The sequence below is a fragment of the Tolypothrix campylonemoides VB511288_2 genome (genome assembly GCF_045999855.1).
Lineage (GTDB): Bacteria > Cyanobacteriota > Cyanobacteriia > Cyanobacteriales > Nostocaceae > Scytonema > Scytonema bouteillei_A.
Genome location: NZ_JBFPMW010000004.1, coordinates 446,729 through 462,407 on the forward strand (window position 1 = coordinate 446,729; position 15,679 = coordinate 462,407).

A 15,679-nucleotide genomic window follows, 5' to 3' on the forward strand; every position below is an offset into this window, starting at 1 on the left:
ATCAATTCGGAATTGTAAGGCAGAATCCCCGTGCAAAAACTAATTTCATCCTACGAGTATCAAGTTGGGGGTCGTCTCCCTGCTAATGCACCCAGTTACGTAATACGACAGGCGGATGAAGAACTTTATAAAGCGTTAAAGGCGGGAGAATTTTGTTACGTTCTGAACTCTCGTCAAATGGGAAAATCAAGTTTGCGGGTACAAGTAGCTAAACGTCTGCAAGAAGATGGTATTGTTTGCACAACGGTTGATTTATCTGGAATTGGTAACAGCAACATCACAGCCAACCAGTGGTATGCAGATATTATTATGCGATTAGTGAGGAGTTTCCGGCTTTCCGATAGGATTAATGTACGAAATTGGTTGGCAGAAAGACAAGATTTTTCTCCTGTAGGACGTTTAGGTGAGTTACTGCAATCAGTGCTAACAGAGCTTATTGAGCAACCGATAGTGATTTTTTTTGATGAAATTGATAGCACTTTAAGCTTACCATTTAATACTGATGACTTTTTTGCCCTTATACGATCTTGCCACGAACACAAACGTCTCAGTTTTGCGCTTTTGGGAGTAGCAACGCCTTCAGATTTGATTGCTGACAAAACTCGAACACCTTTTAACATTGGACGCGCAATCGAGTTAAATGGGTTTAATTTGCACGAAGTCCAACCCTTAGAGCTAGGTTTGGCTCCTAAAATTGCTCATCCCCAAGCAGTGCTGACAGAGATACTGGCTTGGACTGGAGGTCAACCGTTCCTGACGCAAAAATTATGCCAGCTATTTGCATCGGAATATCAGGGCAATGTGTGTAACGTCTCTACAAAAACAGAAGAAGAAACAGTGATGCTCAATGCTGAAGCATCTCCGTTTCTGGCAAAACTCATGCAGGAAATATTGACGCAACCAAAAGATGTAACTGCACAAGTCTCTGCCATAGTACGATCGCATATCACAGACAATTGGGCTTCGCAGGATGAACCACCTCATTTAAGAACAATACGCGATCGCTTACTTTGCAACGAACAACGAGCAAGCAGGTTGTTAGGACTCTACCTGCAAATATTACAAAATGGAAGCGTTCCTGCCGATGATTCGCCAGAAACAATCGAGTTGTTGCTGTCGGGGTTGGTTGTTAAAAAACAAGGAAATTTACAAGTTTACAATCGTATCTATCAAGAAGTTTTTAATCTAGAGTGGGTAGAAAAGCAATTAAAGAAATTGCGACCCTACGCTGATTTAATTAATGCTTGGGTGGCATCAGATTATCAGGATGAAACCAACCTATTACGGGGACAAGCGCTTTTAGATGCTCAAATTTGGGCAAAGGGCAAAAGTTTGAGCAATCTCGATTATCGGTTTTTAGCTGCAAGCGAAGAACTAGAAAAACGAGAGGTACAGAGTGCGCTCATTGCCTCAGAAAAAGCCAATCAAATCCTCATTAACGCCGAACAACAAGCTAAAAATACGATTCGCCGTGGACTGGTAGGACTTTCAGCAGTTTCCTTGGTAGCTATTAGCCTGTTGGGATTATCAGGATTGCTGGCTTGGCAAACCAACGAGCAAAAAAAACAAGTTGCCCTCGGTGAAATTAAAGCCTTAACTATCTCCTCAGAAGCAGCCTTTGATTCACAGCAACTTTTTGATGCTTTACTTTCCGGCTTAAAAGCTGGGGTAAAGTTAAAGCAGATAGGTAGGCAAAATGCTAGCTTACCCCTCCAGGCAAAGGTAGAAAAAAGTATTCGCCAATCTCTTTATTGGGTGAGAGAACGCGATCGCTTAACAGGTCACGGCGATGTTGTCACACGAGTTAAGTTTAGTCCCGATGGGAAAAAGCTAGCAAGTAGCAGTTGGGACAAAACAATTAAAATATGGCAGCGTGATGGTAAATTACTCCACACCCTGCAAGGTCATCAAGACGCTATATGGAGTGTCAATTTTAATAATAATGGCAAGTTATTAGTCAGTGGCAGTCGGGATAAAACTGCCAGAATTTGGAGTGTTGCAGACGGAAAAGAATTGCTTGCCCTACCTAACAAAGATTGGATTGCCTGTGTTGGATTTAGCCCCGATGGTCAAATGGTTGCCTCAATGGAGTGGAACGGCACAATGCGCCTGTGGAACTTGCAGGGAAAGCAGCTGACATCCTTCCGGACCCATAATGCCCCGGTTGTTGCCATTCATTTCAATCCTAAGGGAGGGGCGATCGCTACCGCCAGTCGCGACGGTACAGCTAAAGTTTGGAGTCTTGATGGTAAAGAAATTGTCACGCTGCGGGGACATCAGGATTGGGTGATGTACGTCAATTTCAGTTCCGATGGTAAAAATCTGGTCACTGCCAGTCGGGACAAAACCGCGAAACTCTGGAATTTAGAAGGAAAAGAACTAGCAACAATGCACGGTCATGAGAATATTGTCGGTAGTGCAGTTTTCAGTCGCGACGGTCAAACCATTGCTACAGGAAGTTCGGATACAACTGTAAGAATTTGGAACCGCAGAGGCAAACAGTTACAAGTTTTACACGGGCATCAAGACGCTGTTTGGGGCGTACACTTTAGCAAAGATGGTAAAACCCTAGCAAGCAGTGGTGAGGATGGGAGTGTCAGACTGTGGAAACCAGAAGGAGCAAGCATTGGGTCACAAACAAATCCCCAATCCAAAATTCTCAATCCAAAATCGGAGATAACAACAGTCGCCGCTTGGAGTGAAAATCTCAAAGAAGCTGCTTCTGTTGGTATTAGTTTTAGCCCTAAAGGTCAATTTCTTGGTACGGTAGGAAAGCTGAACACTGCCACACTGTGGAAGCTCAAAGGTGCGGAAACTTTATATGCAACTTCCCTACAAGGTCACAGCGATGCATTGAGAAGTTTGCAGTTTAGCCCTGATGGGAAAATGGTTGTTACCGCCAGTCGAGATAAAACAGTCAAGTTGTGGAATTTAGATGGTAAAGAATTGGTGACACTCCAAGGACATCAAGGCGATGTCAGAAGCGCTGTATTTAGTCCTGATGGTCAAACAATTGCCAGCGCGAGTTGGGATAATACAGTGAAACTGTGGGATTTAGCAGGTAGAGAGTTATTAACCCTGCGAGGACACCAAGCGGGTGTTAGGAGTGTAAAGTTTACTCCCAACGGTCAGCTCGTTGTCACAGGTAGCCAAGATGGAACCGCTAAAATTTGGAACCGACAAGGTAAAGAACTTGTGACCTTGCGGGGACATAAAGATGGGATTTTAGCTGTAGCTATAAGTCTTGATGGTCAAACCATTGCTACTGTTAGTAAAGATAAAACTATTAAACTTTGGAATTTGCAAGGTCAAATCTTAGCGACACTGTATTGTCATCAGGGTAATATCAATAGCTTGGTTTTTAGTCCCGACAGTAAAACTCTTATTACAGGCAGTGAAGACAAGACTGTTAAATTATGGACGTGGGATGGAAAAATACGGCAAATCCTTGGAGGTCATCATGCAGGTGTTAAAAGCGTGAGCTTTAGTCCAGACGGTCAGGTTTTAGCTTCTTCCGACTCCTTGGGAAATGTCATTTTCTGGCATTTGGATTTAAATTCTAGCCCAGATAAATTATTAGCACAGGGTTGTGATTGGGTGAAGGATTATTTGAAAAATAGCGCGAATCTTAAAGAAGATGAGAGGCGTTTGTGCGATGGAATTAGCACAATTTCTCATTAGTTTAGCAGGTAGATCTTTGAGTTCCACCAACCTGTGCTAGAGCATAGCTACGACTGAGCCATTGAAATTGACTCTGATTCCTGAGGGCTGTAAAATTTGCTCAACTCCGTTGTTTAATAAATTATCTTGCATTTTTCCTTACCATAATCTAACTTAACTATGCGGTCTGATAAATAGAAATATTGGTCATCATGAGTAACGACTATTACAGTTTTGCCTTTATTTTTCAATTCAGGTAATATTTGAGTATAAAAAATCTTTTTAAATACAGGATCTTGATCGGAAGCCCATTCATCAAATACATATATAGGACGGTCTTCTAAATAAGCTGTCAACAAGGCTAAACGTTTTCGTTGTCCTTGAGATACTAAGATAGTAGACATTACGCTATCTTTAATTTTTACTTTTTTATCTAGTTGTAATTTAACTAAATAGTCATGAATTTGGTTGTCAGTAATAGGTCGTTCTAAATATAAAAAGTTATCGAACAGATAAAAATCGGAAAAAACTACGGAAAAGTGTTGGCGAAACCACTCCTGATTTTCCGCAGTAACTAATTTGCTATTGAGATAGATTTTTCCGCTTTCAGGAGTATATAAACCAGTCATCAGTTTAACAAGAGTAGACTTTCCACTACCATTACCACCAATTACAAAAACAACTTCGCCACCTAAAATAGTCAAATCGATTGGACCAAGAGTAAAAGCTGTATCTTCTGAATCTTTATGATAAGTATGAGCGATACCCACAAATTCTAAACGATCGCAAAAATTATCAGCTTTATCCCAAGCCATTTTATAGCTTCCATCACAGCGATCGGACAACGATAGTTTGAGAGAATCTACCTTCTTTAAAGCAACTGTTGCCTTGCTGAAAGTAGGAATAGCACTCATAATGTAGTCTAAAGGTGAAAGCAGGTAGAGAATAGTCAGTGCATATCCAGATAAAATATGAGTGTGGATAATTTGGAGAGCAGGCAAAGCAAAAATTACCAGTCCCACAACCACAAAGAATAAACTATTGCCCCAACTAGCAGCAGTTGCAAATATAGTCATCCCAATTACATTTTTACGCCGATAGACTTGTAAGGTTTCTTGAAGTTCTTTTCTCAAAAAAGTTTGTCGTCGCTGATAGTGAAGCTTAAGTTCTTTTGTCCCTTCAGTCATACTCTGAAAATGGTTAAACAATCTATCTTCTTGCTGGCGAGCTAAGCGAAAAAATGATGTTGCTTTGCAAGCAATCTGTTGATAGCTCAATATTCCTAATAATAAAGAGATGACTACCAAAAAAAAGATGATTGGGGATAACCACAATAAATAAAAAAGACAACTTGCTACAATAGTTACATCGATACACAACGTAGGAATAATGTAAACTGTGTTAGCAATTGCTAACACATCGTCTGTTAATGTAGCTAAGATACGATGTTTTCCTAAAAGTTCTAGATGATATAGTGGAGCAGCTAAAATTCTTTCGCTCAATGTAAGGCGTAAATCCACAATTGCTTTTTCTGACAAATTTATCAACAAATATTTAGAAATAATATTAGTCATAAATTTTAGAAAACAAAGACCGACAAAACTCCAAATTAATGTTGTTACTAGTGATAAGTGATTTAGCTGAGTATTAATTATTACAATTAATCCAGTTGTGCTAATCCCACTTAATAACCCCATGAAAGCAGCAAGAGCCATAATTTTCCAAGAAGAGCGTAACAGCAAAGTTATTAAGTTCATGTCAACTCTTTTGCCATAGATAGTCTTGCTGTTTATATATAGAGGCTAACCATTTTCTTGTCCATACAGAAAAGTTAAGTAACTGGCTACTAGAGTGATTTAACTTACAAATTTAACTTATGGCATTAGGAGTTAGAAACAAGATTTAAGTACTTTGGTAACGGCTCAAATTCCCTAACTAATCTACATCGACTATTGAAGCACCCAATTTTATAAAGGTAACAGTTAAGATTGACAACCAAAGTAAATTCTATGAACACTAAACTAGACGTTATCATTATTGGGGCTGGTTTTTGCGGTATTACTGTAGCTGCTAGTTTAAAGAAATTTGGGATCGATAATTTTGTCGTCATAGAGAAAGGTGACACTGTAGCAACTATCTGGAAAAATGCCTACGAGCGATTAGTGAGCCAAAATCCTTATTTTACTCTACCTTTCTTTGAAGGTAAGGGACAATATTCTACCTTTAAGACCAAAGATGACATAGTACATTATTTAACAGAGTATGCACATCATTTTCAAGTTGATTCACATATTCGTTTTATAGAAGAAGTACAAAGTGTTACTAAAATTTATAATCAGAATCAAAAAGATTATAACTGGCAAGTACAAACAACTAAAATCCTTCTACACTGCAAGGTTCTTGTAATCTGTACTGGGCTAACTAATGAACCTGTGATTCCAAATTTTTGCGGACAAGAAGATTTTTCAGGTAAGATTATTCATAGTAGTGCCTATAAAAATGGCATACCTTATCAAAATCAGAAAGTTTTAGTGGTTGGTTCGGGAAATTCAGCAGCAGAAATAGCACTAGATTTATATGAACATGGTGCTGCTGCTGTAGATATGTTAATTCGTGGTAAACGTTGGGTCTTTCCTCTGTATCCAAGATTGCGATCGCTACAATATTGGTTATGGCGAAGTAAGTCATACTTCAAACAGTTGTTTAATCAAAATACTACAGATACTAAAATAGTAGCTATGGAGAGAGCCATAGATTTCTCTCCAGAACAATTACAAGCAGAAATCAAAGAGACCGATCGATTTGTTCAGCGTTTTGCTTTAGATTTGAGTGCGTACTCTATCTATCCAGAAGATAAAGGACCAATAGATGTAGAAGTTAATCAGGGTCGTGTAGCTTGGGTAGATAGAGGTACTGTCAAACAAATCAAAAAAGGAAATATTCAAGTTATCTCTAGTCGTATTCAGAAACTCTCAAAAACAGGCGTAATTTTTGCCAATGGTATATCACAAGATTATGATGCAATTATTTTAGGTACTGGCTTTCGTCCCGGTATCAATAAAATATTGAGCCAGCCTGAATTGTATCTTAATGTAAACGATAGATTACTACCAAAAACAGATGGCAAGTGTCAATCTATTATCGATCCAACGCTGTATTTTGTAGGCTTTGAGAAAATTGTTGGTTACTCTGCAACTTATGGCTATTACGGCTGGTGTACAGGTAAAAGAGTTGCCTTTCAATTGCTGGAAAGAAAATTATTATCGTGTCAAGAATTGAATGTGTCACTCTAGTTAAGAATGATGCAGTAGAAGTTAAGTTAGCTTCTGTTTTGAAATCCTTAACTTTTCTGTATCGACTTTTTTATTAGCAAATTCTATAAACATAACAGAACACCTGCAATCAAGGAGTTGAACTGATGAAGAGTTTAATAAATTCTATGAACAAGATGCACTGGAATAGAATATTGACACTTGCGTTACCAATCGGCATTTTGTTATTTACACAGGCTTGTGCTCCTCGTAGATTAGTGTCCAACCAGTCTACTGTAGAAAATCCTGTTAATTATTCGCTCAATCGTGGTGGTAATTAAATTTATTCTTCCAATATAATTTTTCTGAAGTCAAAGAACTTACAAAAATTTAAAGGTGTAAGTTCTTTTATTTTGTAGATATTAAACAAGCGTATTAAAATTGTATGTGCTGTCCTCATGGCGATCGCTTCAGTTTGCCACTGCTCTGTTGCTAATTTATCCAAAGTTCAATTTGACATGACAATTAGTGAAAAGTTAAGCCGTCTTTAACATACCAACTACATAACTTTTATACATGGACTGAAAGGAAATGAAATCCTATTGTGATAACAGTCAAAACTAGCTAACCAAAAAAATTCAGTCATGCAACTTTCTTATCGCGGTTCTCAATACAACACAAGCCATACCCAATTGCCAAATCCCCCATATTTTGTCAATGCAAAGTATCGAGGCATTAGTTACTCAATTTTGAAGATAACAACAGTTCCAACTCAAACCAAATCTGAATTGAAGTATCGTGGAGTTACCTATCTAAACTTACCGCACCCAAAGAATTTAGTGTCAAAACCGTTGCATCCGTTAACCCTCTCACACCAGTAATATTCATCCCTTCATAGAGTCTTTTCGCTCTCAAGATTCTCATACATTTGCCTGTCTTTACATCCCAAATCCTTACGGATTGGTCTTGCGAACCACTCGCTATGACTTTGCTGTCCGGATGAAAAGCAACGGAAGAAACTAAATGGGCGTGTCCAACACAGATATGTTGACATTTCCCCGCTTTGACATCCCATATTCTGACGGTTTGGTCGTGGGAAGCGCTAGCAAGGGTTTGTCCATCTGGGCTAAAAGCAATGGCAAATACCCAATTGGTATGCTTTGTAAGTATTTTAAGGCATTGACCCGTTTCACAATCCCATAATTTTATAGTTTGGTCGGTGCTACAAGTGGCTAAAGTTTGGCCATCTGGGCTAAATATAACGGTGTAAACCCTCGCATCATGAGCAGGTAAAGTTTTTATGCAATGACCTGTTTTCCAATTCCACAGCTTTACAGTTTGGTCAGCACTAGCACTGGCCAAAATTTGCCCATCTGGACTAAACTCTATTCCACAAATTTTGTCTGCATGACCGATTAAATTTTGGGAACATTGTCCGGTGTGCCAATCCCACAGTTTAATAGTACAGTCGGCACTGCCACTGGCGATAATTTCAGATGAAGGGTGAAAAGCTACAGTATAAGCCCAATCCGCGTGTCCTTGTAAAATTTGAAAGCATTTTCCCGTGTTTGCAGCCCACAACCTGACTGTAGAATCTGTGCTAGCACTGGCTAAAATTTGCCCATCTGGACTAAATGCTAAACCATAAATAAAGTCTGTGTGTCCTTGCAAGCTCAACTGACAATTTCCTGTTTGCCAATCCCATAATTTAATTGTTTTGTCGTTACTACCACTTGCTAAAGTTTGCCCGTTGGGGCTAAATGTCACCGGAAGTGCCCAATCAGTGTTTCCTTGCCAGGTTTTTAAACATTGCCCGTTGCGATAATCCCACAATCGCATTGTTTGATCTAAGCTGACGCAAGCAATAGTTTGGTTATCTGGGCTAAAAGCAACACAACAAACTTCATTGGTTTGTTTGTGCAGTGTTTTTATGCAAGTGTGGGTATGGCAATTCCAAAGTTTGACAGTACGATCGCCACTTCCGCTCACGAGTATATCTCCGTCAGGACTATAAGCAACGGAATAAACACTTTTTGTATGTCCTGTATAAGTTGCGATGGACTCACCTGTGTGATAATTCCAGATCTCGATCTCGCGATCGCCACCTCCACTGGCTAAGGTGTCACCTCTTGGACTAAAAGCAATGGAACGCACCCAACTTTGGTGTTTGGTGAGGGTTTGCAAGCATTCACCTGATTCTACATTCCATAATTTAATCTTATGGTCTGCACCACTACTTGCCAAAATTTCTCCATCTGGACTAAACGCCACACAACGCACCCAGTCTGTGTGTCCGCTAAGCGTTTTCATACAGTTCCCGTCACGAATATTCCAAAGTTTGACCGTGCGATCGCCACTTGCAGTGGCTAAAATATCACCATTGGGGCTAAAAGCAACAGAAAATGTCTCATGGCAATGCCCGATTAGGGTTTTTATACAAACCCCATCACTGACATTCCATAATTTTACCGTATGGTCCGCACCCCCACTTGCTAAAATTGCTCCATCTGGACTAAAAACAACAAACCTGACCCAATTGGTGTGACCTTGACAAATTAACAATAATCTACCCGTTTCGACTTCCCAAAGACGCACATTACAGTCCGTGTCACCAGTTGCCAAAAGCTGACCATCCGGACTAAAAGCAGTGAACAAAATATTACCTAAAGTTTCAGTAAAAACACAGCGAGATAAATCGGAATTAGAAAAATTAACATCATGTAGGTGTACGCCCTGCATATATGCTTGCCACAGCGTTAAACCGGAGAAATCAAAGCCTGTCATATCAAATTGTGCTTGATGTAATAAATTTAACGCATTTCCGGCTGCATATCCGGTTTCTTTAGGTGTTTTTCCGCGTAAATGGGAGAGAATTTGAGAGAGATTATGGGAAATATTTTCTACACTGCCAAGCTGAGAAACCGATTCATTAATAATCGGTTGTAAAATCAGATGAATTTGAGTCTCCCGTATATAATCTTTAGCCTGGGCTTTAATCAAAGCATGGCTGATGAATAAGGAGGTAGGGGAGCCTGGTTCCCCCCCTTGAGGCGACTGGCGTAGTAGGGAATAGAGGGTAGGGTTGTGTTGAGTGTTTCCTTCTCGTTCTGCATTTGGCAATTCTTGAATTTCTTGGGATATTTTCTCAATAATTTGAGTAATAGCATACTCCATCACAACGGGTTGCTGAGTAAAGCCCCCATCTGTTTTTTCAATAAAAGAACGTCTTTGCAAAGATGACAGAGACTCTAGCAATTCACGAGGGGGAACATGGGTTACAAAATCTGTTTGCAAGTCTGATAAGGAAACAGGTTCGCGATTGATGGCAATCCAAAACATAATATCCCGTTCTAATGTGGAGAGTCTGTGGAATTGTTGGTTGAGTAAATCGCGAATATCATCAAAGATAAATATGCCTTGTTGGGAGATTTCCAAAAATTGGGAAATACTACCATCAAAAAAATCGCGGATAGAAGACGCGACTATCTTCAAAGCAAGGGGATTACCACCATAGCGCGAAATCAAAGCTTGCCATTGAGTTTCAGAACCTGTAAATTTTCCTTTAGCACGAAATAATTCGCGCCCTTCTGTTTCTGGTAAACCTGTCAGTTGTAAAGATCGAACGGGTAAACTATCCCCTTCATACTTTGCCAGTCCTTGGGGTTTTTCCCGTGACGTGAGAATCAAACAACTCTGATGCGAAGTTTCTGCCACGCATCGCAACAGTTGGTCGTATCCTTCGTATCCTACCCGATAACGACCCGTGCGATCGCCTGAGAGTAAAATTGATTCAGCATTATCTAGAATTAGCAGACAATGGGAGGAACGCAAATATTTTAGTAACAGCAAGATTCTGTTATCGAGACCATCTGGCAAAATCGTTTCTTGTTGTCTCGATAAAAACTGAATCAGTTCAGCCAAAATATCTTCTGGTGAGGGTGCATTGCGAAGACTGCGCCAAATGACAGACCTCGTATCCTGCATATCTAAAATTTGTTGTGCTAACTTGACACAAAGTGTCGTTTTGCCAATCCCACCCATACCCAGCACCGTTATCAAACGACAGTTTTCTTGCACAACCCAGCGCTTGATAGTATTTAATTCTTCTTCACGACCATAAAAAGTTGATACGTCAGGGGCTTCATCCCAGTCTGCATAAAGTGGGAGAGATGGAGAGATAGGGTGTTTCGAGATCCCTTCTGGGGTTGGATGGCTTTGGGGTTGGGGGGTAATGGGATTTCTTCTATCTTTTACTTTCTTTTGGGCAACTTCTTCCCAATTCAGCTCTAGAATTTGGCAATAAGCTTTAAATGCTTCGGCATTAATTGGGTGTTTCCCGGCTAAAAATCTTTTCCAAGTTCCTTCAGAAATACCTACAGCAAGCACTCCCTGTTCTTTCCAATTTGTTCCTAAAACTAGACTTGCTGCTTCGAGCCACCTGAAATCATCAACAGACCAACCTTTTTGACTTCTCGCTTGCTTGATTTTTATCAGTCCTTGTTGAGAAGCATTTAGAGTTGCCATATTCTTAAGTCAGTTTTTTGATAACGGTATCCTTCCCTGTGTCTTTTGCTATCTGCTTGACCTACGTTGCGAAACTCCTTCTAAAGATGTACCTCTATAGATAGAGATATCAAAATTTCTGTGCTTCGCGCAATACCACAAGTACATACTCTTTTCCAAGATCGATTTCAGTCAGCCCAATGAAACCAAAACCGTTCTTGGATAATTTCAACTAAGTCATTAAATATATAGATAAGTAAAGATTTTTATCGAGCAACAGTATTATAAGTACTATAAAAATGATTATTTTCCTCAAATAAATATGACTTTTCATTCTGGAGAAATTGCAATCCAAAATAAAGCAGGGGTTCGAGAAGAGGCACAACGTTTGTGTCAAACGATTGGAAATCTCATTAAGCCCGCAGCCCAAGAGTTTCTTAAGAATCAACAATTAGCGGTTGCAAGTACAGTAAATGCCAAGGGAAGGGTTTGGGCTTCGTTATTGACAGGAGATTCTAGTTTTGTGCGAGTCTTAAGCGAGCAAACCATAGAGATTCATCCTACTTTTTTAACGAGAGATTTACTCACTCAGAATCTTGCCAGTCATAATACTATTGGTCTGTTAGTCATTGATTTCGCAAACCGCAGACGCTTGCGTCTCAATGGCAAAGCGACTTTACAATCAGATGGCAAAATTTACGTTGAACTCAAGCAGGTTTTTTTTAACTGTCCAAAATATATCCAATTACGTCATATAGAAACCAAACTGGCAGAGTCACTCAAACAGCCAGAAATATTGACTAGAGATGTCCTCAGCCAAACCGATGAAAGCTGGATAACTCAAGCTGATACATTTTTTATTGCCAGTTATCATCCAGAATTTGGCAATGACGCGTCTCACCGTGGTGGTTGTCCGGGGTTTGTGCGAGTCATAAATAGCCACAAATTGCTGTTTCCCGATTATGCAGGAAATAATATGTTTCAAACCTTTGGCAATTTACAAGTAAATCCTCATGCAGGGTTACTGTTCGTTAATTTTGAAAGCGGGCATACACTGCAATTGACAGGACAAGCAAAAGTGATTTGGGATGCTGAGAAATTGAGTGAGTTTGCTGGGGCGAAACGTTTAGTGGAGTTTGAGATTGAGCAAGTTTTGGAAAGTAGGAATGCTTGCCCTTTTCGCTGGAAGTTTGGCGAATATTCACCCGTGAATCCGAGTTAAGATTTGAGATTCATTAGCATCATAAATTTGCTGTTTTGTCAAGACCAGTTCTCCATGTCCTTCTTCGCTGCAAAACTGATCTTTCTTTAGGTCAGGCGATCGCGTCATCTTAGTAAAGATGAAGTCGTTGGGAGACACGTCCGGCTGTTTGAAGATGTTTGAGATTGATATGGAGTAAATTATGTCGCAATATTTTCGTGATGACGGTATTGAAGAAGTCTCCTTGAGTCTGGAGACAGGCGATAGCATTGTGAATTTCGCTTCTTTCGTAAGTGCAGCGAACGATGTTGTTGTGCGTTGTCCTTTCAGAAGAACCAAAAAGCAGTTGAGGAAGAATAGAGTTAAAGCAAAGTCTAAATCTTGGCTGCAGAGTACCAAAGAGAGTTTACGGGCAGAAATTAAAGCTTTAAAGCAAGAAAAAGCTGAATTAGAAAGTTTACTGAGAATGCAGTTAGAAACCGGAAAATCTCAAATCCAAGAGATACAAATCGAGATCGATCTAGATAAACTGACAGATCGGGTCGCAGAAATTACCCAGACTGAGTCTTTTCAACAATTGCAAGCAGAGGGTGAATATTTTCGGAATTTTGACTGCTAATTGAGTAGTCTTATTTGATAGGTGAAAAGTTCACGGCTGAGATACTAAGAGGAAAACTCTTTCGTTCTTGGCAAAACAACAAAAATTTAGAATTTATATAAATTAAAGTTATAAATACAATGTCCAAGATTATCGCGGTTCACTCATTTCGGGGCGGAACTGGTAAATCTAACTTAACAGCAAATTTAGCAGTAGCCGTAGCACTCCAAGGTAACCGAGTTGCGATTGTTGATACCGATCTTCAATCTCCCGGTATTCATGCTCTCTTTAATATTAGCGAGACAATTACAGGCAAAACTTTAAATGACTATTTGTGGAATCGCAGTTCTATAACTGACACCGCATATGATGTTAGCTCGTATCTAGAAATCGAGGAAACAGGCAAGGTTTTTCTCATACCTTCAAGTATCAATGCTGATGAAATTGCCAGAATTCTTTGTGAAGGATACAACGTTAGTATACTCAAGAGTGGATTCAGGCAGTTGATTGAAGAACTGCAATTGGACTATTTATTTGTTGATACTCACCCCGGTCTGAGTCGAGAAACTTTGCTGTCTATCGCTATTTCTAACCTTTTAATAGTCATGTTACGTCCAGATCGACAAGACTTTCAAGGAACTGCTGTTACTGTTAATATTGCCCGTCAGCTTAACGTCCAGATGATGATGGTCATCAACAAAACACCAAGTTGCATGGACTTTTCAGAACTACAACAAAAGGTAGAAAAAACTTACAATGTCCCAATTGCAGGTATATTTCCACTTTCAGAAGATATGGCACAACTAGGTAGCAATGGGCTTTTTTGTTTGCAATATCCGGATCATCCCTTTAGTCAAATGCTTCAACAGGTGGCGGAAAAAGCATTGATTAACAGTAACCTGAAAGCAGCGATCGCTAACCACTAACCAAGAAAGTAACAACAGACACATGATAGAAAGTGTTAAAGAGCAAACAATCAACTTTGAAATCGCTTTAAAACTGGCAGATGCTGCAGTCGTTGCCAAAACTAAAAGACACCTGAGAAATATTGAAGTTGCCGTACTGCGAGGAGCTTTACTAGGTCAAAAATATGACCAAATAGCAGTGGATTGTGGCTATGCTCCTGAATACATCAAGCATGATGTGGGTCCGAAGTTGTGGCAAATTCTTTCATCTAGTCTTGGGGAAAAAGTCAATAAAAATAATTTGATGGCAGTTTTGGCACAAAGAACTTCCAGGAAAGAGGAGGAAGACCAACAAACAAGGGAAGAATCGATCTTGTCCTCCTTGTCTTTTTCTACTTTTCGATCGCCGAGTCTTCCATCTCCAGAATTCGACTCCCCAGTAGGACTGATTCCACTGAATTCTCATCTTTACGTAGAGCGTCCAGCCGTAGAATCTCGATGTTATGAAGAAATTACCAAACCAGGAGCACTCATTCGCATTAAAGCACCAAGTCAAATGGGTAAGACTTCTTTAATGGTCAGAATTTTAGCTCATGCTAAACAACAATGTTCCGCTCCAGGTAATACAGTACGGACGGTAGCTCTTAGCTTGCAGCGAGCAGAACGTTGTATTTTCAATGACTTAGATAAATTTTTACGTTGGTTCTGTGCTTCTGTGACTCGGAAGTTGCAGTTACCACATCGGGTAGAGGATTACTGGAGTGAAACTTTTGGCAGTAAAAGTAACTGTACCGCTTATTTTGAAGACTGTTTGTTGCCAGAGATTAATGGTGTTTTGGTATTGGCATTAGATCAAGTTGATGAAGTGTTTTTACACCCAGAAATTGTTGATGATTTCTTTACGCTGCTGCGCTCGTGGTATGAAGAAGCGGCTTATGGGGATAGTGGCAATCCTCTGTGGCAAAATCTTCGTCTGGTGATTGTCCATTCCACTGAAGTTTATATTCCTTTGGATATTAATAAGTCTCCGTTTAATGTAGGTTTGGCAATAGAGTTACAGGCATTTACACCTCTGCATGTCTTGGATTTATCCCAACGCTATGGGCTTCATTTATCTGAAGATGAATTATCAGAACTTATGCAGCTTGTCGCAGGACATCCATATCTCGTGCAACAAGCTCTGTATCATCTAGCACGAAAAGACTTAACTTTGAAGCAATTAATGCAAACAGCAGCAACAAATGCTGGTATTTATTGCAATCACCTGCACCGACATTTACGAAGCTTACAAGAGCATCCTCAATTAGCAACCGCATATGAGCAGGCGATCGCATCATCAACACCTGTAGAGATAGAGCAGTTAAGTGCGTTTAAGCTACATAGCATGGGGTTAGTCAAGCTGCACGGCAATTTGGTTATGCCTAGTTGTGAGCTTTATCGACAGTATTTTAGCAACCAATAGAGACGTAGTTAATGCAAGAAGGTAGAAGTACTTCTCGTCCTCTGCGCCTCTTAATATGCACATTAGATAAGAAACAGCTTACGAGAGGGAAATCCTTGC

General features: G+C 39.8%; 10 protein-coding genes. 7 read left to right on the forward strand and 3 right to left on the reverse strand.

Going from position 1 to position 15,679, the window contains the following annotated elements:
• Positions 1 to 30 precede the first annotated feature (30 nt).
• Positions 31 to 3,681: an AAA-like domain-containing protein gene (locus AB0756_RS14660; protein WP_038090090.1), complete on the forward strand. Its 3,651-nt coding sequence runs from the start codon at positions 31 to 33 to the stop codon at positions 3,679 to 3,681.
• Between the two features lie 113 nt (positions 3,682 to 3,794).
• Here the strand turns inward: AB0756_RS14660 and AB0756_RS14665 are convergent, their stop codons facing one another.
• Positions 3,795 to 5,417, reverse strand: coding sequence for a cyclic peptide export ABC transporter (locus AB0756_RS14665; protein WP_038090093.1), 1,623 nt, complete (start codon positions 5,415 to 5,417; stop codon positions 3,795 to 3,797).
• A 252-nt stretch (positions 5,418 to 5,669) separates the two neighbouring features.
• Here AB0756_RS14665 and AB0756_RS14670 point away from each other — a divergent pair, with 252 nt between their 5' ends.
• Positions 5,670 to 6,953: a flavin-containing monooxygenase gene (locus AB0756_RS14670; protein ID WP_038090096.1), complete on the forward strand. Its 1,284-nt coding sequence runs from the start codon at positions 5,670 to 5,672 to the stop codon at positions 6,951 to 6,953.
• A 602-nt stretch (positions 6,954 to 7,555) separates the two neighbouring features.
• Positions 7,556 to 7,792, forward strand: coding sequence for a DUF4278 domain-containing protein (locus tag AB0756_RS14675; RefSeq protein WP_072040787.1), 237 nt, complete (start codon positions 7,556 to 7,558; stop codon positions 7,790 to 7,792).
• Here the strand turns inward: AB0756_RS14675 and AB0756_RS14680 are convergent.
• Complete coding sequence (locus AB0756_RS14680) at positions 7,716 to 11,435, reverse strand: WD40 domain-containing protein (RefSeq protein WP_038090099.1); 3,720 nt, start codon at positions 11,433 to 11,435, stop codon at positions 7,716 to 7,718. The two genes, AB0756_RS14675 and AB0756_RS14680, sit on opposite strands and share 77 nt — an antisense overlap.
• A 301-nt stretch (positions 11,436 to 11,736) precedes the next feature.
• On the opposite strand from AB0756_RS14680, the gene AB0756_RS14685 reads away from it, so the two are divergent.
• Positions 11,737 to 12,636: a pyridoxamine 5'-phosphate oxidase family protein gene (locus AB0756_RS14685; protein WP_038090102.1), complete on the forward strand. Its 900-nt coding sequence runs from the start codon at positions 11,737 to 11,739 to the stop codon at positions 12,634 to 12,636.
• On the opposite strand, the gene AB0756_RS14690 is transcribed toward AB0756_RS14685, so the two are convergent.
• The gene (locus AB0756_RS14690) at positions 12,616 to 12,774 is read right to left on the reverse strand and encodes a hypothetical protein (protein ID WP_153021511.1); all 159 of its coding nucleotides are present in this window, start codon (positions 12,772 to 12,774) and stop codon (positions 12,616 to 12,618) included. The two genes, AB0756_RS14685 and AB0756_RS14690, sit on opposite strands and share 21 nt — an antisense overlap.
• A gap of 43 nt (positions 12,775 to 12,817) precedes the next feature.
• Here AB0756_RS14690 and AB0756_RS14695 point away from each other — a divergent pair, with 43 nt between their 5' ends.
• From AB0756_RS14695 to AB0756_RS14705, 3 genes are all read left to right on the forward strand, one after another.
• Positions 12,818 to 13,234, forward strand: coding sequence for a hypothetical protein (locus AB0756_RS14695; RefSeq protein WP_038090107.1), 417 nt, complete (start codon positions 12,818 to 12,820; stop codon positions 13,232 to 13,234).
• 119 nt (positions 13,235 to 13,353) lie between these two features.
• Positions 13,354 to 14,139, forward strand: a complete 786-nt coding sequence (locus AB0756_RS14700; RefSeq protein ID WP_038090110.1) for a MinD/ParA family ATP-binding protein — start codon at positions 13,354 to 13,356, stop codon at positions 14,137 to 14,139.
• A 22-nt stretch (positions 14,140 to 14,161) separates the two neighbouring features.
• Complete coding sequence (locus AB0756_RS14705; RefSeq protein WP_038090112.1) at positions 14,162 to 15,580, forward strand: AAA-like domain-containing protein; 1,419 nt, start codon at positions 14,162 to 14,164, stop codon at positions 15,578 to 15,580.
• The last annotated feature ends 99 nt before the right edge of the window (positions 15,581 to 15,679 follow it).